The sequence below is a fragment of the Verrucomicrobiia bacterium genome, from assembly GCA_036405135.1.
GTDB lineage: Bacteria > Verrucomicrobiota > Verrucomicrobiia > Limisphaerales > JAEYXS01 > JAEYXS01.
In genome coordinates this window covers 131462-149486 of sequence record DASWYF010000010.1, presented here as the reverse complement: position 1 = coordinate 149486, position 18025 = coordinate 131462, and the positions used below count along the sequence as shown (strand labels likewise).

The window sequence follows — 18025 nt, the reverse complement described above, 5'->3', positions numbered from 1 at the left end:
AGAGCGAGGCGATAGTAGATCATGAACACAGAAGCTGTGACTTTATCGACGAGCATCCATTGTGCAGCGGATAAGGTTTATGAGTTTATCCTGAACGCCGAGAATATGCCGCGCTGGGCTTTCTGCAAATCCATGCGCAAAGTCGGCAAGAACGAGTGGATGATGGGGACGGCCGATGGCGAATTTCCTGTGCGATTCGTGACACGAAATGAATTCCGTGTAGCCGATCATTACGTGACCATCGCACCGGGCAACATCGTCTATTCCCCCATGCGCGTGTTGGATAATGGACAGGGCGGTTGCGTAGTAACTTTCACACTGTTCCGACTGCCAACGATGTCAGATGCGGATTTTGCGCGTGATCGCGGAATGGTGGAGAAGGATTTAGCGAAGTTGAAGGAGTTGATGGAGACATAAAGATTATCTATTATGTCGGGACAATTCGATGAAGGAGACCGAAGAAATTGATTCCAATGAGCGCAAGCCCGCGACGCTCTCGGACATTCTTTATCTCGCAGCCGCGATTCTCGCCTTCTTCATCAGCATGATCATGGCATCCGTCTTGGTGCGTATCCACCCTTGGTTCGCAGCTTTCGAGTTCGTCGCCATCGTCCTGCTATATGTCACCGCCCAAAAGCTAGGTCGCGCAGGAAACCGGCTGGCGATGGTTTTATCAGCAGCAGCAACTGGAATCGTGATGTTCTGGCTGTTTGCCGCTGTGCAGTATTTTTATATCCGCGGTTAGTTTGCGCGTGGTATAATGGAATTAAGCCCATGAAAACTATTCTTCCGCTAATCCTGCTTGTGATTCTCGTGACCGGATGTTCCACCACTTCCGAACCCTTGGTCATAGACACACCGATGCGCGTGGGCATGACCCGTGAGGAATTGCGCGCGAAGTTCGGTCCACCTCTGCGCATCGAGCGCAGCAACGATGGCGCTGAGAACTGGTATTACAATTTCGGCACGCAAAGCACTTCACCCACTACCTTCACCGAAACAACCCAAACACCCCACGAAAAAACCGTGACGTATGGTGTGAGCTATGGGAAATCGCTGAGCTATTCCGAAGCAGCGGTGAAACTTTCGCCCTTGGGCAAAATCGAGACGGTGCCACCCGGAAAAGTGGTTTTACCGTGACCTAAGACTGCAAAGTATTCTTGTTCAGCTTTCGTCACCGAAGCGATCAATCCTTCTGTCTTTCATGCTGTTCACGCAAATCCGACAGGAACCTCAATATCTCCTTCAGTTCATCATCTGACAGAGTCGCCAACTCCGCTTTTATCCTCTCCATGGTCATACACAATTTTCTCTTACCAACGTAACTGACAGACATCACTTCTTCTCCGCCGCCTTCTTCGCCGCCGGTGCAGGCGCATCCTTCTTATCCAGATTCCGCTGTAGATTCGCCGAATCAAAAGCCACCGGCGCACCCTCCTGCGGAATCTTCAATCCTGCCGACCACAAGATCCCGTTCACCACCAGCTTGCGCTGGCTCTCTTCCGCCCAGTTCTTGTGCAAATCCGCACCCGTGAAGGCAAACCCGCGACCGCCCTCAGGTCGTTCATACGCCCAAGCCATCACCTCCGCGCGACCGTTATACTTCTTCGCATCCGCCGAAGAACGAGACTTGTCCGGCACCGCCCCGCTCAAGAGAGGTGTCACTCCTTTGTCAGCGAAGTGCATATTGTAGAGCCAGCCATCGCCCGCCAGTTTGAACGGCTTCACGCCGCCCAGCACCGCATGCTTGCCGATCTCCGGAAAATCCATGTCCCAATGCCCGCGGCATCCGATGTCTTTCAGGAATATTCCGCCCAGCCAGCCCATGATGTTTTTCTCCGGTCCCATCGGGAAATCTACACCCTGATGCATCAGCACCAAGCCCGCCTTCTCCTTCATGAGGTCCTCAATGATCTTCCACTTCGCCGGTTCCAGAAACGGTTGCTTGCCACCGCCGTCGCCGAAGTAAACCACCGCCTTCGCATTCTTGAAGATCGCCTCATTCTTCGGCCAGCCATCCCGCGCCATCACCACGTGCACACCCTTCGTCTGCTTCAGCAGATCCATCATCAGCGCGCAGCCTGCAAAGTATTCATGCTGGCCCGATTTATTGCTCGGCGTGCCCGCCAGCAACACGATCTTCGTCAGCTTCGTATCGGTCGTATCAACTTCCAATGGCACCTTAGATTGATCAAATGGATCGACGTCCGCAGCCAAAGCCAGAGAGGAAAACGAAACACAAGCCAACGCAACCAGAGCGCCCAAGGCACGGAGGAGGGATTTCATGGCGCAAACTGAAGCACCTTCCTGCCGGCTACGCCAGAAATAAGTTTAAGGGCCGCAGGCGGACCATCTCACATGCCCAGCCGCTTCAGTTCAGGCTCAACATGCTTGTCCATGCAAACCGGGCATATGCTGTGGCTGAAGCGCAGATTGAATCCGCAGGAAAGATAATGCTCCATCTGATGCCAGCGGTCTTTCCCATCCCGGATCTTTTTACAATAGCTGCAGATGGGCAGCAGACCCGACGATGATTTGTTCTCCGAAGTAAAATCAACCACGCGGGCGGCGGTATTCAAGCACAGCTCCAACTGGCAAGCATCCACCGGTTTGCTCAAGAAATTATCCACTCCGGCAGCGCTGGCATCTTGAAGATTCTCCCGCAATGCATGTTCCTGCGTGAGCAGAATGAAACTGATGTAATCGTTCCTTTCCTTGCGCACACGGCGGCAAAGATCCAGGCCATCCAGCCTGGGCAGGCGCCAGTCGCAAACTACGGCACGGATGCCATGGTCTGCCCCGAGGATGTTCCAGGCTTCCTCGCCATCATCCGTTTGCACCACCTCATGGCCCAGTGATTTCAAGGTGGTGGCGACGACCAGTTGCGCCAGCGGATTATCTTCTACGCTCAGTATTTTCATTTGAGGGAGTCATTTCGGCCAGGATGCGTTTATAGGTCAGCGACCATGTGCTTTTGAGATCGCCGAGGCATCTTTCCGCCAGGGACCAATGGTTGTTTTTGACCGCGACTTCTATCTCTTTGAGCAGTCTGGCCATCGGTCTCGCTCCCACGGTGACGCTGCTCCCGGCCACCAAGTGGGCGATCTTGTGAACATTGTCGGCATCTCGTGAAGACATCGCACAACCGAGTTGTTCGAGCTTTTCAGGTACCGTCTGGATAAATAATTTAAGGAGATGATGAACCAATGAAGGCTCGTCCTCACGTGATAACTTGTACAGCTCGTTGATCACTTTGCCATCCAGTAATTCCAGCGCAGGTTCCACAGCTGGAGACGACGCCGGATCTGCTGCCGTTACACCAAATCCCACCCGTTCCAGCGCCGCTTGAATTTCCTGAAACCCGATAGGCTTGCTGACGAAGTCATCCATCCCGGCCTGATAGCACCGCTCCCGGTCATCCGCCATGGCGGAGGCGGTCAGGGCGATGACACGGATCTTGGGATTCAAAACTGGCAGATGTCCAGAGCGGATTCGGCGCGTGGTTTCATAGCCATCCATCCCTGGCATCAGGCAATCCATCAGCACGGCATCATAGGCCCGCTGGGTGAGATGCGTGAGTGCGATCTCGCCATCCCCCACGATGTCCGCCTCATGCCCCATGGTGGCCAGCAGCCGTTTGGCCACTGCTTGATTGATCTCGTTGTCATCCACTACCAGCAAGCGAAGGGCACACGTGGGCTTGGCAAACAAAGGCGCGGTTTGCGGTGCGCTGACAGCCGCGCGATTCTCCAACTCCAACGTGAACCAAAATTCAGAACCCTTGCCCGGAGTGCTGTTGAAGCCGATCTGGCCACCCATCAATTCAACGAGCCGTCGCGAGATGGAAAGCCCCAGACCCGTGCCGCCAAACTTGCGGGTGACACTGCCATCTGCCTGCTCAAAGGGCTGAAATAATTTTGCCTGCACCGCGTCAGGGATACCGATGCCGGTATCCTTCACCGTGATGCGAAGCGCAGTGTGCGTTGCCGTTCCACCAGTTCTTTGCGCCGTCACTGCCACAACACCTTGAGCGGTGAATTTTATGGCGTTCCCCGTGAGATTCAGCAGCACCTGGCGGATGCGGCTGTCATCTCCCCATAAGGTCGTGTTCAGCGCGGGATCAATCGAGATGGAGAGACGCAATTTCTTGGCGTCGGCGACCGGTGCCAGCACGGCGAGGCTTTCTGTGACCAATTGACCGGCACGAAAAGCGATCGGCGTGATAGCCAGTTTGCCCGCCTCCATGCGCGAGACATCGAGGATGTCATTGATGATGGTGAGCAGGCTGGTGGCGCTCTGCTTCACCACGCGCGCCATCTCCTGCTGATCGGCATTGAGCAGCGTTTCCACGAGCATGTTCGACATGCCCACTATGCCATTCATGGGAGTGCGGATCTCATGGCTCATCGTGGCGAGAAACTCACTCTTCGCATGTTTGGCGGCTTCTGCTGCGGCCAGTGCTTGCGCCAGATCCTTTGCGGTCTGGCGTTCCCGTTCCAGCAAGCGATTACGCGCGGCATTGATACTGGCCACGGTCAACGGTCCCAAGGCGAGGAACATGATGCCCAAACGGGCAGAGTTGATGGAATCCAAGTAATCAGTGGACAAGGGAACATGCAATGCCCCGGAAGAAACGGCCATCATGGCCCACACGGAAACCAGCAGCAGAAGCACGGCATTGGCGAAAACTCCGTAGCTGACCGCACACCACAGCAACGCCGGTTCCGGAAAAGCAACCGCTCCCGGTCCACCTACTACATGAGCCGCCGTGATTGATATCAGCAAAACTAAAATCGGAGCTACATCCTTTAACCGGTAGTGGGAAAAGCGACGAAGGTGGTCGATGATCCAACTGCGCTTGGCCGTCAACATCACGGGCAAGATCACCACCGTATTGGCCAACTCCGTGGAAAACCAATGATCCAGCCCATCCAACCACGAATTACCAAACAATATCGGTGACACACTACAGCCCACCAAGGCCGAAGCGAGCGAGGCTACAGCAGAGATAAGCAGCAGATATAGAACTGAAACAGGCCGCTCCAAGCGCCGGTCTTCCTCACTTAACCGGTGATAGAGCAAGCAACCAACCAGCACCGTAGCCAAATTGGCCGAAGAGAGCAGCACGGTGACGAGCAACTGGCTGCCCGTAAGCAGGTCGGCCAGCAGAAATCCGGTGATGGCCCCCACCCAGCCAGGGACAGCCGCAAGGTGCGGCTTACGGATGAAGAGTCCGAGCAGGACTGCATTCGCAGGCCAAAAAGCCGCAAGGAAACCAATGGGGCGTGTCAATATCCCAAACAACGCTGCCCCCAAAACAACGCCCATCACGACTAAAAAAAAGCGGATTGACCTGTTCATTATCGGTTGACCAGACAGTGCCAACTTTTCGGACAGGTGAAAACCTAAATGTTCATTCTCGACCTGTTTTCACTTGGCCTAAACCAACCGGACAAACCTCATTACTTACAAGAATAAGCGCATCATACTAGGTTATGACAGTGGATACCGATGACGGGGAACTTGGCGAGCTTAACAGGATGTTCGATTTTTGAAGCCGAACTTTTCGTAAACGGCACGCAGCTTGGGGCGGGAGGCTTCGCAATCGAGGCGGAGGTAGCGGAGGTTTAGGTCAGCGGTTTTCCAAAGTGCCCAATGAAACAAATCCAGTGACACTTCTCCACCGGCGAACTGGCGTCGCACTGCCACTCGATGCATGTAACCGGCTTCACCCGTGGGAACATCCGGCCAGAAGAGCGGATCTTCCAATTGATACTTCATGGTGCCTGCGGCAATACCGTCCCGTTCAGCGATCACGAACAAGCCATCCGCTACATCTGCCGCGATGCGTTCGGGTGCCAGTTCGTTATCACGCCACATCAAGCGGCCCGTATGCGCCAACCATTGCGCCGCCTCGGTGAGGATGGCGCTGATCTCGTCGGTGTCTGAAGGAGTGGCGGGGCGGATGGTGGTGGGCATGAAATAGATTTACGTAATCCGACTGATCGTAGTCCATGCGACTTCAAGTTTGAGAAAACATCCCTCAGGCCGACTATTGGGAATCGCCCTAAACTCTGCTTTGGCGACAATAGCGTCGTCTTTTTTTGTCAGTAGGGCACTAGACAGGAGCGGCTTTAGGATTTCATGCCGAGACCTATCAGGAGGAAGAGCCGGATGTGTGCTGGTATCTGTCAACCCGGCGTGAAATGCTGCTTCCCAACGCAGCCAAATCTCCCAATCCTCCAAAGCCAGTTGCAAAACCGTATCATCAATCAGAGTCAGGTAATAGTGGTCTTCCTCTAAGTATTCTCCCTCAGCATTCCGTTCGAAATCTAAGAATTTAGACTCATATAAATGCGGCTTTCCATGAAACAGTGCTATGCCACCTCGTGGACCGTCGTAATAATCTGTCATGGTGAGGACAGGCTCAAACTCAGATATGGAGATTTGTTGCTTCACTTCAATTCAAACGTCACGGGACGACCGTGGCAGACCTCGCTTAACGACCGCTCTTGGGGATATGATTGTCTGAAAAAGACCGGGTATCAAGACCGCACGGAAGCATGCATTCCAAAATTGTGCTGTGCTGGCGAGTCTACCAAATTTCCTCATTATCTTCAGATAATCAAAACCCCGTTATCTCCCGCCAATAGATCCAGCGTTCGATCCAAGGTGGCTGGGTGAACATGGGTTCATGACCGGTCCACATCACATCCGTGATGACTTTGAGCAGCAGGAAGGTGGTGGTGATCGCCACAAAACCAAGGCCACAACGGGTGATGAGGTGGGGAGATTGATTTTTCACCAGGCCGGTCCAGGCCAAGATCGCACCGGGGACTGTACCAAGTAAACCGTAAGCGTCGAAATGGCCGCAGAGGCAGGAACCAAACATCCAAACTAGTATCACCACGCCTAAGGCACCAGCGGACAATTGCTCTGGTAGTGATGCTGGCGTGCCCTTGGGCATGAGGAAAATTTAGCATACCGCGCTGACGCAGGCAACTTTCACAGTTCAGCGCGTCACTACGTGACGGAGTTTTTTGTGGGGCTTAGTCCGTGGGTTGCGCCCGCTTTGGGCGGGCTTACGCCACGGCTACCATCGAGTCGTCCCGCTGGGACTGGGGAGGTTTGTAATGGTGCGTTCTGTCGTCCCTGACGGGACTGGTTTCTCTTACTCCGCGCTACCCCACGATGAATCGCGGGGCTATTTTCTTTCGCCCGCTGGGCCGGGGGGCTTCGGAGCGAAACTGGACTGCCTTTGCTTATGAATGTGGCTGTGCCCGAGGACGGGCACGCTCCACCCTAAGTGGGACACTGAGGCAAGGTGTCTCAGAGGGGTGGATTTGGGTCAAAATGGCGCAGCAAGGTGGGTCAGTTTTGCGCACAAAATTACGACAGCGATGGCGCAGTTTTTGTTCAAGAATTTAGGGGCGGTTTGACAGATAAATCTTTTGAAAAAGGGTGGACGAAATGGGAGGATATTCGTGCGGATGAAACCAATGGGCGTCCGTAATCACAAAGGAGAGGCAATGCGAAATTCGTTACAATGGTTGAAAGGCGTGAATCGTGGGAACGATTCAACGATGGAACGTCTTAACGATTTAACGTAAACAACCGAGTTCGCCCCGACCTAGCGGCACGGGGTTCAGGACGATTACGACATTTTCCTTTGAGGTACTTTTTGCATACTGAACAACCCATGATAATACTCTAGCTGTGTTGAACGAGACGGACATAACGGTGGCGGGACAGGACGGCATCCTCATCCAGGGGGCGCGCGAGCATAACCTGAAGAATCTGACGGTGACGATCCCGCGCGGGAAGTTCGTGGTGCTGACGGGCGTAAGCGGATCGGGCAAGAGCACGCTGGCGTTTGACATCCTCTTTGCCGAAGGGCAACGGCGTTTCCTCGATTCCATGAACGCGTATGCGCGGCAATTCGTGGAGCAGCTTTCGCGGCCGGATGTGGATCTCATCGCGGGCATTCCGCCGACGGTGAGCATTGAGCAACGGAATTCGAGCGGCGGCGGCAAGAGCACAGTGGCGACGGTGACGGAGATCTATCATTTCATCCGATTGCTCTTCGCCCGGCTGGGCACGCAGTATTGCCCGGACTGCCAGATACCGGTGGAATCGCAAACACGCGATGAACTGGGTGCACGGCTCCAGGAACAGATGAAGGAGCGCGGCGATCTGCTGCTGCTCGCGCCGGTGGTGCGGAATCGTAAAGGTTTTCATACGGAAGTGGCGGAGTGGGCGGCGAAGCATGGTTACGCGGAGATCCGGGCGGACGGGAAGATCTACTCCACAAGCGAACGGCTACGGTTGGATCGCTTCAAGGAGCATGACGTGGAAATCGTCATCGGCGTGATGGAGAAGAAACCGCGTGCGAAGCAGACGGGCAAGACGGCGCAGCAAGTGGTGGATGAGGCGTTGAACATCGGTAAGGGTGTGCTGCTCGCGCTGGATAATCATGGGGTGACGACGGTGCATTCCACTTCGCGGTCGTGCAGCGGATGCGGCAAGTCCTTCGAGATACTTGATCCGAAATTTTTCAGCTACAACTCTTCTCGCGGTTGGTGCCCGACGTGTCGCGGGTTCGGGGAAACATTTTATCTACCAGATGCAGAACGCGGTGCGAGGGCGGATGCGATTGAGGAATCGTGGTTCGGCTGGCAGGAAGGCAAGCGCGAGATTTGCCCGGAGTGCAAAGGGGCGAGATTGAATCCCTTGGCACGCGCGGTGCGGTTGATCTTGGGCGGATTGCCAGCAGCGACGAAAGGTAAGAAGAAGCTCGCAGGGCAGACGATTGATGACATCGGTGCAATGTCCGTGGCCCAAGCCTCAGAGTATTTCAATGGGTTGCAGGTGAGCGGGCGCGAGGCGGAGGTGGCGCGGGATATTCTCCCAGAGATCCGCGAACGCATGCGTTTCCTCAATGAAGTGGGGCTCGGCTATCTGCAACTGAGCCGCAGTGTGACGACGCTTTCGGGCGGTGAATCGCAACGTATTCGTCTCGCAGCGCAACTCGGGTCAAATCTCAGTGGCGTGCTTTATATCCTTGATGAGCCGACGATCGGCTTGCATGCGCGGGATAATGAGCAGTTGCTGGATGCATTGCAGAAGTTGCGTTCGCGCGGGAACTCGCTCGTCGTCGTGGAGCATGACGAGGACACGATGCGGCGCGCGGATTACATCATCGATCTCGGCCCCGGTGCAGGCGTGAAGGGTGGCCAGGTGATGGCGCACGGGACGTTGCCGGAATTGCTGAAGCATAAAGATTCGCTGACGGGCAAATCGCTGGCGCATCTGGAGACGAAGAAGTATCCGACGCGCGGTGAGCGACGAGTGGTGACGGCTCCGAAGAAAGTTTCAGCGAAGAAAACGAAGAAAACCGAAGCGAGTGAAGAGGTGGGAACGCAATGGCTGACGTTGCGTGGGGCGACGACGAATAATCTGAAGGACGTGACGCTGGAGATTCCGCTGGGGCGTTTTGTGGTGGTGACGGGCGTGAGCGGGTCGGGCAAGAGCACGCTGGTGCGTGAGTGTTTGTTACCTGCGCTGGAAGGGGCAGTTGGTCGCAAGGGGAAGAAGAATGAGAATCTGACGGGCACAGATTTATTGAGTGCGGTGCATGAGGTGAATCAATCGCCGATCGGGCGCACGCCGCGCTCCACACCGGCAACGTATGCGGGCTTCTTCGATGATATCCGCACGCTGTTCTCGAATCTGCCGGAGTCGAAGTTGCGCGGTTACAGCAGCAGCCGGTTTTCGTTCAACAGCAATCAAGGGCGTTGCCCGGTGTGCGAAGGCGCGGGCACGATCAAGCTGGAGATGAATTTTCTGCCGCCTGCGTATGTGAAGTGTGAGTCGTGCAATGGCACGCGGTTCAATCGCGAGACGTTGGACATCGAATACGCAGGCAAGAACATCGCGCAGGTGCTGGACCTGAGCGTGGCGGAGGGGATCGAGTTTTTCGCGGCGTTGCCGAAGATACGGCGTCCGCTGGAGGCCTTGCGCGATACGGGACTGGACTACTTACGCTTAGGACAGACGAGTCCGACGCTCAGCGGCGGCGAGGCGCAACGCGTGAAACTGGTGACACATCTGCTCACGGGTTTGAAGGGCGAGCAGATCGAGCTGAAGACGATCCGGCAGATGAATATCAAACCGGCGATCTTCATTCTCGAAGAACCGACGATCGGGCTGCACATGGCGGATGTGCAGAAGCTCGTCGAAGTCATTCAACGGCTTGTGGAAGCGGGTAATACGGTGGTGGTGATCGAGCATAACTTGGATCTCATCGCAGAGGCGGATTGGGTGATCGATATGGGACCGGAGGGCGGTGCGGGTGGTGGCACGATCATCGCGGCGGGGACACCAGAGGCCGTGGCGAAGGTGAAGGGATCGCATACGGGGAGGTTTATGAAGGCGTTGGTGGAGAAGCCGTTTGCACCGGCGGGCCAGAAGAGGTAGGAAGATTTTATATTTGTGAGCCGGACTTACGAAGAAATCATTGAGGGGAACAGCGTTCATCGGACGGTGCTGGGCGGGCGGCATCGGCTGGTGCTGGAGCGTTTGCATGCGCTCGTGCGCGCGGCGCTACCGGTGAACGGCCCGGCGCTTTTGCAGGAACCGCGCTCGACGGTTCAATTGCGCAGCGATGCGATTTTGCGGCCGGACTTGTCACTGGTGACGGCAGCCACAGGGAAGGTTTTCATCGCTGCGGAGATCATCAGCTCGGAGGATCATCGCTGGGACACCGTGACGAAGAAGGAGATTTACGAGGATTGCAAAATCCCGCGCCTGTGGATGATCGATCTGCGTTACGACAATGTGGAGGTCTATCACGGCAGTCAGTATGGGCTTGGGTTGAAAGGCATTCTCGCAAGCAAGGAAGTGCTCACGGAGAAGCTGCTGCCAAATCTCTCCGTGTCGATGAATGAACTTTTCTCGGATTAAAGGAGTGATGTGATACGCTTGGTTTTGTTTGATATCGATGGCACGTTGATCCGCACCCGCGGCATCGGCGGACGTTCGTTCGGGGCGACATTCCGCTCCGTCTTTGCGCAGGAACACAAGCCGGAGGATGTGAACTTCGCCGGGCGCACGGATCTGTCGCTACTGCGTGAATTTTTCAAGCATTACAACATCACCTACTCGCAAGAGAACTTGGATTTGTTCACGGACACTTATGTGTTCTGGCTGGAACATCTGATGCATGAGTTCGGCGGGCACGTTTGCACAGGCGTGAAGGAACTGATCGCCGATCTGAAGGCGCTGCCGCAGGAGCCAATCATGGGTTTGCTGACGGGGAATCTGCGTATCGGGGCGGAGATCAAGCTACGCCATCACGGACTATGGGATCACTTCGAGTTCGGCGTGTTCTCGGATGATCACGAGGATCGCAACCAGCTCGCGGCCATCGCGCAACAACGCGCGGGGCAGATGATCGGCAGGCCGTTGAAGGGTGAGGAGGTTTTAGTGATCGGTGATACGCCGAAGGATATCGACTGCGCTCGGCACATCGGCGCGAAGATCCTCGCGGTGGCAACCGGTGGGCACACGATGGAGGATTTGCGTCCGCACAAGCCGACGTGGCTGGTAGAGAATCTGCGAGGGGTGCGGGCGAGAGATTTGAACGCTTGAGGAGCGCGGCTTAGCGCTTCTTCGTGTTCATGGAGAGGATACCCGCTCCGTGCGTCACCCAACCGCTGCCGCCGATGATAACGCGGCGAATTGGTTCGCCCGTTTCCGGATGCTTCGTCAGTGGCGCGTCCGACATCTTCTGCTGCAGCTCGAACTGTTTTGGCTTCTGCTTCGCGCTCTTCGGAATCGTTTCGTAAACGTAAGTGGCCATAGTCGTGAAATCTTTAAGAAAAGCTAACCACAGATGGGCGCAGATACACGCAGATTTTTCGATAAATGCCCAATGACTAAATCCGAATGACCAAGGAATGAGCAATGTCCAATGATGGGACTGGTCATTGATTCATTTGGCCTTCCTTGGTCATTCGAGCTTGGGCATTTGTCATTCCGTCTAGCGGCAAAATCCGTCCGCTTGCGTTTGGCGTTCCCCTGCGGAATACTTCGCCCGTGAAGGTAACGGTCACAGAGTTGACGGATAAACTGGTCGCGTCTTACGCGAAGCTGGGCGGCATCAATCATCTGGATGGCAAGAACATGCCGTCCAAGACCGCCATTGCGGGCATCACCGTGGACCTGCTGCGCCTGCTCTTCCCCGGTTTCTTCGATGAAAAACCGCTGCACTCCTCCGAACTGAAAGTGGAGACGGCACTGCTCATGGACTGCGTGCTGGGCCGCCTGGAAGATGAGATCTACAAGAGCCTGCTCTACCATAATCCCGAGAAACTCTCCGCCCGTGAACTGCGTCCGCTCGCGCATGATCTGACTCTGAATTTCCTTGGTTGCCTCCCGTGCATACGCGAACTGCTGCAGACGGATGTGGAAGCCGCTTACAATGGTGACCCTGCCGCCTTAAGCCGTGAAGAAGTCATCGTCGCGTATCCCTTCGTGGAAACCATCGCGGTGCAGCGCATGGCGAATAAACTTTACGAGAAGAACGTGGCGCTCATCCCACGCATCATGTCCGAATGGGCGCACAGCCGCACGGGCATGGACTTGCATCCGGGTGCGAAGATCGGCTCCCACTTCTTCATCGATCACGGCACGGGTTGCGTGCTTGGCGAGACTTCGACCATCGGCAATCATGTGAAGCTCTATCAAGGCGTGGGCCTCGTGGCGCGCTCGCTCTCCGGCGGCCAGGCGTTGAAGGGGCAGAAGCGTCATCCGACCTTGGAAGACCGCGTGACCATTTACGCAGGCACCACGATTGTGGGCGGTGAAACGGTCATCGGTGCTGGCAGCACGATCGGCGCGAATGTGTTCCTCTTGGAAAGCGTGCCACCGAATTCACTCGTCCTCAGTGAAGATGTGAAAGTGAAAGTCATCGCCAAGAAGGACAAGGACCGTTCTTTGGATTCGATGGATTTTCAGATCTGACCAGCCATGCGGCGCGAGCTTCCATTCCAGTTCTTCACCCTGCTCGCAACGGTATTTATCCTGTGTTCCAATAGCGGCTGCAAACAAAGGACCGAAAGTCCCGAAGCTGCTGAATCCGCCGCGACGAACGAAACACCTGCTCCATCCGCCGCCAGCAGTAAACCCAAGCCCGGTCAGCCTTACGAAAATTCGCTCGGGCAAAAATTCATTCCTGTTCCCGGCACAAAAGTATTGATGAGCGTGTGGGAAACGCGGCGCAGTGATTTCGCGGCGTATCTGCAATCCGTTGGCTCCCCTCCTCCATCGCTAGCGCAGAAGCCGTCGCATCCGGTCAACAATGTGAGTTGGAACGATGCTACGGATTTTTGCCGCTGGCTCACGGAACAGGAGCGCAAGGCAGGCCGCATCGGTGCCAAGGATCGTTATCGCTTACCGACGAGTGCAGAATGGACCGCAGCAGCCGGACCTGAAAAATATCCTTGGGGCAAGAAATGGCCCACCATCGATCAACGCCCGACGCTTGGTGGTTATCTGCCGGATGCGGAGAATAATTTCGGCCCCGTGGGCAGCAAAGCTGCGAATACAAATGGCTTTCACGATCTCGGCGGGAATCTCTTCGAGTGGGGTGAGGATTGGTATAACTCCAAACTCAACAGCAGCGAACTGCGTCTGGAGTTCAAGCGTCTCGACACCGACATGGGCGGCAAGAAACTGAAGTTCCTGCGTGGCGCGGCATGGGTGACGTTTGATCCGTTGAATCTTCAATCTGGCTATCATTACCCGAATCTGCCCGATGTGCGCGGCGGGCTTTATGGATTCCGTTGTGTGCTGGAGTTCGATAGCGCCGAGCCTTTGCCATCGCCCCGCCCCGTCATGGGCTGGAAGGAATCCCCCGCCCTCACGAAACTCGGCAAGGAAGGTCGCGAGGTCTTCTCCGGTCGTTGTTCGGAATGCCACCAACTCTTTGACCCGTCTGGCTATCCCGATGACGAGTGGGATACTTGGATTAACAAGATGGTCCCGAAGGCAAAGCTACGCGGGAATGAAGCGGCGGCGTTGCAGGAATTCTTGAAGACGGTGCGGACGCAGAACTAAACGGAACGTGGCATATTCCTTGGACCGCGACTGTGTTTCCCCAAGAAACCAGTCGCAGCAGGGTCAAATGGTTAAGATAGCTTTGAAATATTTTGCTGCTCTTATTGTTCATTTCACGCGCTGCGGCTGATTCCGCAAGCGGAACACAGCCGCGCCCCACTCGCACTTGAGTTACCCTCCTCTTTGATTCATCCTCTCATCATGCAACGTGTCGTTTTGTTGATCGCCCTCTGGTGTTCATCTCTGGTCGTCCACGCCCATGTCGTCGTGCATCCGCGCGAGGCGAAGGCGGGGAGTTATGAAACCTTCAGTGTGCGTTGCCCGAATGAGAAGGATAAGGCCACGCTGAAAGTAGAACTGGAAATCCCTGCGAAAGACGTGGCCATCCATCATTACGAGACGAAGCCCGGCTGGAAGATCGCGATGGAGAAGAACACATCCGGCGATGCCACCAAACTCACCTGGACCGCTGAAGGCGAAGGATTGCTACCTGATCAATTCGTCGAATTCCGCATCATGGGCAAGATCAACGCAGACGCGCAGTCCATTGTGTGGAAAGCGCATCAAACTTATGCGGGCGATGAAGTCGTGGCGTGGACGGGTGAACCGGGCACCAAGACGCCAGCATCAGTCACCAAATTGAATGCAGTGGCCAAGAATACAGAAACAGCCGTAACAACTACTGCGAGTGATGATGGAAAGGCCAAGCTGGCGTTTAATGTAGCCTTGGGTGCGCTGGTGTTAAGTGTGGTCGCTTTGTTGATGGGGTTCATGAAAAAGTAATCGTGTAATCAATTTTAGCCACTGAGGTTTGGACATTGCTGCGGCTCGGAGAGCCGCGCTCCTATAAAGCAAAACCCGCCTGCGATTGCTCGCAGGCGGGTTTTCTTGAAATCACCAAAGTTTACTTCAGCTCCTGCACCGTCAGATTCCGATACCACACCGGATCATTATGATCCTGCAATTGGATTCGCCCGCTCGTATTCTGGTTGAAGGTCGGCGTCTTAGAGAACTTGCTGCCCGCCACCTGTTTCTTGAAATCTTCTGAGGCGGTATCGTAGCTCAGCACTTTCGCGCCGTTCAACCAATGCTCAATCTTCGTGCCTTTGGCCACGATGCGGGAGTTGTTCCACCCACCCACGGGCTTGAGGATCTTGTTCGCGTTTGGCACATAGAGATCGTAGAGGCCACCGGATTTGCGACGGCCATCACGGAGCTTCGCATCGGGATGCTTGTCGTCATCCAGCACCTGGTATTCTGGTCCGAGCCATGCTTTGCCGATCTGCGCCATGCGATACTTCACACCACTATTGCTACCGGGAGCAACTTTCCATTCGAAACGGAAATCGAAATCACCGTATTCCTTGGCCGTATAGATATCGCCGCCCTTGTCCGCACGGGTCAGCACGCCATCTTCCGCTTTCCAACCAGCGGTGACCGGCTTTCCGTCTGCCAACGTCCAACCAGTGAGATCCTTGCCATTGAAGATCGCCGTGCGCTTGGCTGCATCGAGGTCTTGGATGCGGATATTGCGCCAGGCCACTTCCATCATGTTCGTCACATTGTTGCCGATGCTATGCACCTGCAAGGAGATGAAGCCCTCACGAGTCATACCGTCTTTCAAGTCGGCAGCAGGCACACCGTTCAAAAACGTCTTCAGCGAATCACCGATCGCCTCAATGCGGACCTTGTTCCAATCATTCTGCTTGAACGCCTTTTGCGCAGCCGGTTTGTCCTTCAAGTCCACGAGCCAGCCGCGACGGCCCTCATCATAGATACCGGCACTCCAGGCACGGTCAGAAGGATCGATCTCGCACTGGTAACCATGCACGCGACCGGCGGCGATTTTGAGGGGATTGCCCTTGGCATCCTTCACGTTTTCGAGCGTAGTCGCCTCGGCAAAGACTTCGCTGCGGAACTGGATGCCGGAATTCATCTTAGGGTCCACCTTGAATTCGAGTTCCAAAATGAAATCGCCGTAGGTCTTGTCCGTGCAAAGGAAGGTGTTCGGCGTCTTGGGCACGGTGGTGCCGATGATCTGGCCGTTCTCCACACGGTACTTGGCGGCACCGCCCCGCTGCACCCAACCATTGAGGGTCTTGCCATCGAAGAGATCGGTCCACTTCTCTTGTTTGGTCGCGGACTTATTTTCCGTGGTGGAGGTTTTGTTATCCGTCGTGGCGCAACCGGCCAGCAAGCCGACCACCGCCATCAAAGCAGCAAGTTGTTTGGTCATTTTCATGTACAAAAATTTACGGACTATCGGTGAACATATGCCAGACGTCTGGTCGTGCAGTTATGTTACAGCCAGCTCAACAAATGACGGCCTGCAACGACCGCTTATTCGTGGAACAGGGAGTTACTTTGGCTCCTCAAAGGGGATTGTCCAAACTTTTCTGGCCAGATCATTCAACGTCGGCTAAAGCGAGAACGGCTGACCTCCACCAGATCCTCGCCCACTTCCCCCACCGCCTTGACCTGCCGTCGTAAAGAGCGCCAGCTTTGCCGTGCCAATCCAGTCAATCCTCGTGGTGTGAATATGAACTCCACCGCCGTCGCCATACCTACGAGCGGGTTGAAGGTGCGCATGGCGCGCATCGCCCGCCAGACTTGTAAGGCAGGCATCTCAGCATCCTCCCGAATGGTTTGTAACAGCATCGGCAGCATGAGGCAGCCGAGCATGGAGAGGGAGAATATCAGGTGATAATTCAGGATCGGCTGACCGAACAATTCACCAGCTTGCCGGGGAAGAGCTGCGAGCAAGGCGCCTCCCACCAGCGGCCCCAATGCCGTGACCAGACTCGTCACGGCCAGAAACACCGCGATGTGCGCTGCACGGCGTTGGGCCATGATGAGTTTCAGCATGAGGTTGAACTGGCAGAGCTGAAACCCGGCGGTGAGCCCACCGATCAGGATGAACGCCACGGTCAGGTGCGCTTGAAAATGCGGCCCGGCGAACAGCCAGGTGAACAAGCCCACCAAACCCCACAAAATGGCACAGACGGACAAGACCGGCTTGTTACCGAAGCGATCACATAACGTTCCCCAGCCTTTCAAGGTGAGCAGACCGCCGATGCCCGCAAGTGTGGTCAGCACCACCACGTCACGCATCGGAAAATCCAGCACATCGATCATGAACACCGTTTGAAACGGCAAACCCAATCCCAAGAAAAATCCCCATAGCCCGACGAAGAGGGTGAAGCGCAGATAGTTCGCATCTCGTAAGACACCGCGCGCTTCCTCCCAGCTCGTGCCACCCGCATCCACTTCATGTATCTGGTGAGGGAATGTCATACGGTTTAAATAAAACAATCCCGCCAACCTCCCCAGCCCTGCCATGAAAAAGATAGCTGCAAAGATATCAAACTTATGCTCGCCCGTGGAGACGAGAAAACCAGCCACCAGCACAGCAAGCATTGTCCAGAAACCGAAGATGAGATTGCGGCGGGCAAAAAACTTTCCGCTGATACGCGGTGGCACCACTTCCGCGATGGAAGCAGACCAGGCTACGCTCGCCACACTGTTCGCCAACGTCGCGATCGTGATCATCACGAGCACGAAGGCGTCGCGCACTTCCGGCATCCAACGCAACAGCGGCATCGCCAGCCAAGGCACAGCGCTCAGGATGAATGAGCCCCGGATGATCGTGATCTGGGAATAGCGCCGTCGCAGCCAGCCGCTCACCCATGGCTGTATCGCGTTACCGATCTGTGGCAACGCGGCGAGCAACCCCACCCACGCAGGCGACCACTTCAACGCCACCAATACGAATGCGATGACGAAGGGCAGATTGGGCATCGTCAGATTCAGCATGGGCACGCTGAAGCACGCCTCGATGGTGGAATATTTCATCGAGCGGAGGCGGTCCCGATGCCGCAGGACCGAGGGACTGGGCGTTTGCGCCATG

General features: G+C 55.5%; 18 protein-coding genes. 9 read left to right on the top strand and 9 right to left on the bottom strand.

Features of this window, described 5'->3' with window-relative positions; genetic code table 11:
• Positions 1 to 21: 21 nt before the first annotated feature.
• Genes VGH19_04705 through VGH19_04695 form a run of 3 tightly spaced genes read left to right on the top strand, consistent with a single transcriptional unit; the run spans position 22 to position 1140 of the window.
• Positions 22 to 417, top strand: coding sequence for an SRPBCC family protein (locus tag VGH19_04705; GenBank protein HEY1170651.1), 396 nt, complete (start codon positions 22 to 24; stop codon positions 415 to 417).
• A 28-nt stretch (positions 418 to 445) separates the two neighbouring features.
• A complete protein-coding gene (locus VGH19_04700; GenBank protein HEY1170650.1) occupies positions 446 to 745 on the top strand; it encodes a hypothetical protein in 300 nt (99 codons plus the stop codon).
• Between the two features lie 29 nt (positions 746 to 774).
• Positions 775 to 1140 carry a hypothetical protein gene (locus tag VGH19_04695; GenBank protein ID HEY1170649.1) on the top strand — a complete coding sequence of 122 codons (366 nt, stop codon included), beginning with the start codon at positions 775 to 777 and terminating at the stop codon, positions 1138 to 1140.
• A gap of 195 nt (positions 1141 to 1335) precedes the next feature.
• On the opposite strand, the gene VGH19_04690 is transcribed toward VGH19_04695, so the two are convergent.
• The 6 genes from VGH19_04690 to VGH19_04665 all read right to left on the bottom strand — a co-directional run bounded on the left by VGH19_04690 (position 1336) and on the right by VGH19_04665 (position 6967).
• A complete protein-coding gene (locus VGH19_04690; GenBank protein HEY1170648.1) occupies positions 1336 to 2286 on the bottom strand; it encodes a ThuA domain-containing protein in 951 nt (316 codons plus the stop codon).
• Between the two features lie 68 nt (positions 2287 to 2354).
• On the bottom strand, positions 2355 to 2921 hold the full coding sequence (locus VGH19_04685) for a response regulator (GenBank protein ID HEY1170647.1): 567 nt from the start codon (positions 2919 to 2921) through the stop codon (positions 2355 to 2357).
• On the bottom strand, positions 2896 to 5328 hold the full coding sequence (locus tag VGH19_04680; GenBank protein ID HEY1170646.1) for an ATP-binding protein: 2433 nt from the start codon (positions 5326 to 5328) through the stop codon (positions 2896 to 2898). Before VGH19_04680 ends, VGH19_04685 begins: the two co-directional genes overlap by 26 nt.
• Before the next feature lie 204 nt (positions 5329 to 5532).
• A complete protein-coding gene (locus tag VGH19_04675; GenBank protein ID HEY1170645.1) occupies positions 5533 to 5979 on the bottom strand; it encodes a GNAT family N-acetyltransferase in 447 nt (148 codons plus the stop codon).
• A gap of 9 nt (positions 5980 to 5988) precedes the next feature.
• Positions 5989 to 6459: a hypothetical protein gene (locus VGH19_04670; GenBank protein ID HEY1170644.1), complete on the bottom strand. Its 471-nt coding sequence runs from the start codon at positions 6457 to 6459 to the stop codon at positions 5989 to 5991.
• A 166-nt stretch (positions 6460 to 6625) separates the two neighbouring features.
• Positions 6626 to 6967: a hypothetical protein gene (locus VGH19_04665; protein ID HEY1170643.1), complete on the bottom strand. Its 342-nt coding sequence runs from the start codon at positions 6965 to 6967 to the stop codon at positions 6626 to 6628.
• 749 nt (positions 6968 to 7716) lie between these two features.
• Here VGH19_04665 and VGH19_04660 point away from each other — a divergent pair.
• Genes VGH19_04660 through VGH19_04650 form a run of 3 tightly spaced genes read left to right on the top strand, consistent with a single transcriptional unit; the run spans position 7717 to position 11649 of the window.
• On the top strand, positions 7717 to 10476 hold the full coding sequence (locus VGH19_04660; protein ID HEY1170642.1) for an excinuclease ABC subunit A: 2760 nt from the start codon (positions 7717 to 7719) through the stop codon (positions 10474 to 10476).
• Positions 10477 to 10491: 15 nt separating this feature from the next.
• The gene (locus VGH19_04655; protein HEY1170641.1) at positions 10492 to 10962 is read left to right on the top strand and encodes a Uma2 family endonuclease; all 471 of its coding nucleotides are present in this window, start codon (positions 10492 to 10494) and stop codon (positions 10960 to 10962) included.
• A 9-nt stretch (positions 10963 to 10971) separates the two neighbouring features.
• Positions 10972 to 11649, top strand: coding sequence for an HAD family hydrolase (locus VGH19_04650; protein HEY1170640.1), 678 nt, complete (start codon positions 10972 to 10974; stop codon positions 11647 to 11649).
• A gap of 10 nt (positions 11650 to 11659) precedes the next feature.
• On the opposite strand, the gene VGH19_04645 is transcribed toward VGH19_04650, so the two are convergent.
• On the bottom strand, positions 11660 to 11860 hold the full coding sequence (locus tag VGH19_04645) for a zinc ribbon domain-containing protein (GenBank protein HEY1170639.1): 201 nt from the start codon (positions 11858 to 11860) through the stop codon (positions 11660 to 11662).
• Positions 11861 to 12096: 236 nt separating this feature from the next.
• On the opposite strand from VGH19_04645, the gene VGH19_04640 reads away from it, so the two are divergent.
• The 3 genes from VGH19_04640 (at position 12097) to VGH19_04630 (ending at position 14901) form a co-directional block, all read left to right on the top strand.
• On the top strand, positions 12097 to 13023 hold the full coding sequence (locus VGH19_04640; GenBank protein ID HEY1170638.1) for a serine O-acetyltransferase: 927 nt from the start codon (positions 12097 to 12099) through the stop codon (positions 13021 to 13023).
• Positions 13024 to 13029: 6 nt separating this feature from the next.
• A complete protein-coding gene (locus VGH19_04635; protein HEY1170637.1) occupies positions 13030 to 14118 on the top strand; it encodes an SUMF1/EgtB/PvdO family nonheme iron enzyme in 1089 nt (362 codons plus the stop codon).
• A gap of 201 nt (positions 14119 to 14319) precedes the next feature.
• The gene (locus tag VGH19_04630) at positions 14320 to 14901 is read left to right on the top strand and encodes a DUF1775 domain-containing protein (protein ID HEY1170636.1); all 582 of its coding nucleotides are present in this window, start codon (positions 14320 to 14322) and stop codon (positions 14899 to 14901) included.
• A gap of 121 nt (positions 14902 to 15022) precedes the next feature.
• On the opposite strand, the gene VGH19_04625 is transcribed toward VGH19_04630, so the two are convergent.
• Entirely contained in the window at positions 15023 to 16360 is a 1338-nt protein-coding gene (locus VGH19_04625) for a DUF1080 domain-containing protein (protein HEY1170635.1), read from the bottom strand.
• Positions 16361 to 16527: 167 nt separating this feature from the next.
• Positions 16528 to 18024: an MFS transporter gene (locus VGH19_04620; GenBank protein ID HEY1170634.1), complete on the bottom strand. Its 1497-nt coding sequence runs from the start codon at positions 18022 to 18024 to the stop codon at positions 16528 to 16530.
• Between the last annotated feature and the right edge of the window lies 1 nt (position 18025).

Bases quoted from the DNA above. Each gene is read 5' to 3' on its own strand.
- VGH19_04705 (HEY1170651.1), top strand. From the start codon at position 22: ATGAACACAGAAGCTGTGACTTTATCGACGAGCATCCATTGTGCAGCG.
- VGH19_04700 (HEY1170650.1), top strand. From the start codon at position 446: ATGAAGGAGACCGAAGAAATTGATTCCAATGAGCGCAAGCCCGCGACG.
- VGH19_04695 (HEY1170649.1), top strand. From the start codon at position 775: ATGAAAACTATTCTTCCGCTAATCCTGCTTGTGATTCTCGTGACCGGA.
- VGH19_04690 (HEY1170648.1), bottom strand. From the start codon at position 2,286: ATGAAATCCCTCCTCCGTGCCTTGGGCGCTCTGGTTGCGTTGGCTTGT.
- VGH19_04685 (HEY1170647.1), bottom strand. From the start codon at position 2,921: ATGAAAATACTGAGCGTAGAAGATAATCCGCTGGCGCAACTGGTCGTC.
- VGH19_04680 (HEY1170646.1), bottom strand. From the start codon at position 5,328: ATGGGCGTTGTTTTGGGGGCAGCGTTGTTTGGGATATTGACACGCCCC.
- VGH19_04675 (HEY1170645.1), bottom strand. From the start codon at position 5,979: ATGCCCACCACCATCCGCCCCGCCACTCCTTCAGACACCGACGAGATC.
- VGH19_04665 (HEY1170643.1), bottom strand. From the start codon at position 6,967: ATGCCCAAGGGCACGCCAGCATCACTACCAGAGCAATTGTCCGCTGGT.
- VGH19_04645 (HEY1170639.1), bottom strand. From the start codon at position 11,860: ATGGCCACTTACGTTTACGAAACGATTCCGAAGAGCGCGAAGCAGAAG.
- VGH19_04635 (HEY1170637.1), top strand. From the start codon at position 13,030: ATGCGGCGCGAGCTTCCATTCCAGTTCTTCACCCTGCTCGCAACGGTA.
- VGH19_04630 (HEY1170636.1), top strand. From the start codon at position 14,320: ATGCAACGTGTCGTTTTGTTGATCGCCCTCTGGTGTTCATCTCTGGTC.
- VGH19_04625 (HEY1170635.1), bottom strand. From the start codon at position 16,360: ATGAAAATGACCAAACAACTTGCTGCTTTGATGGCGGTGGTCGGCTTG.
- VGH19_04620 (HEY1170634.1), bottom strand. From the start codon at position 18,024: ATGGCGCAAACGCCCAGTCCCTCGGTCCTGCGGCATCGGGACCGCCTC.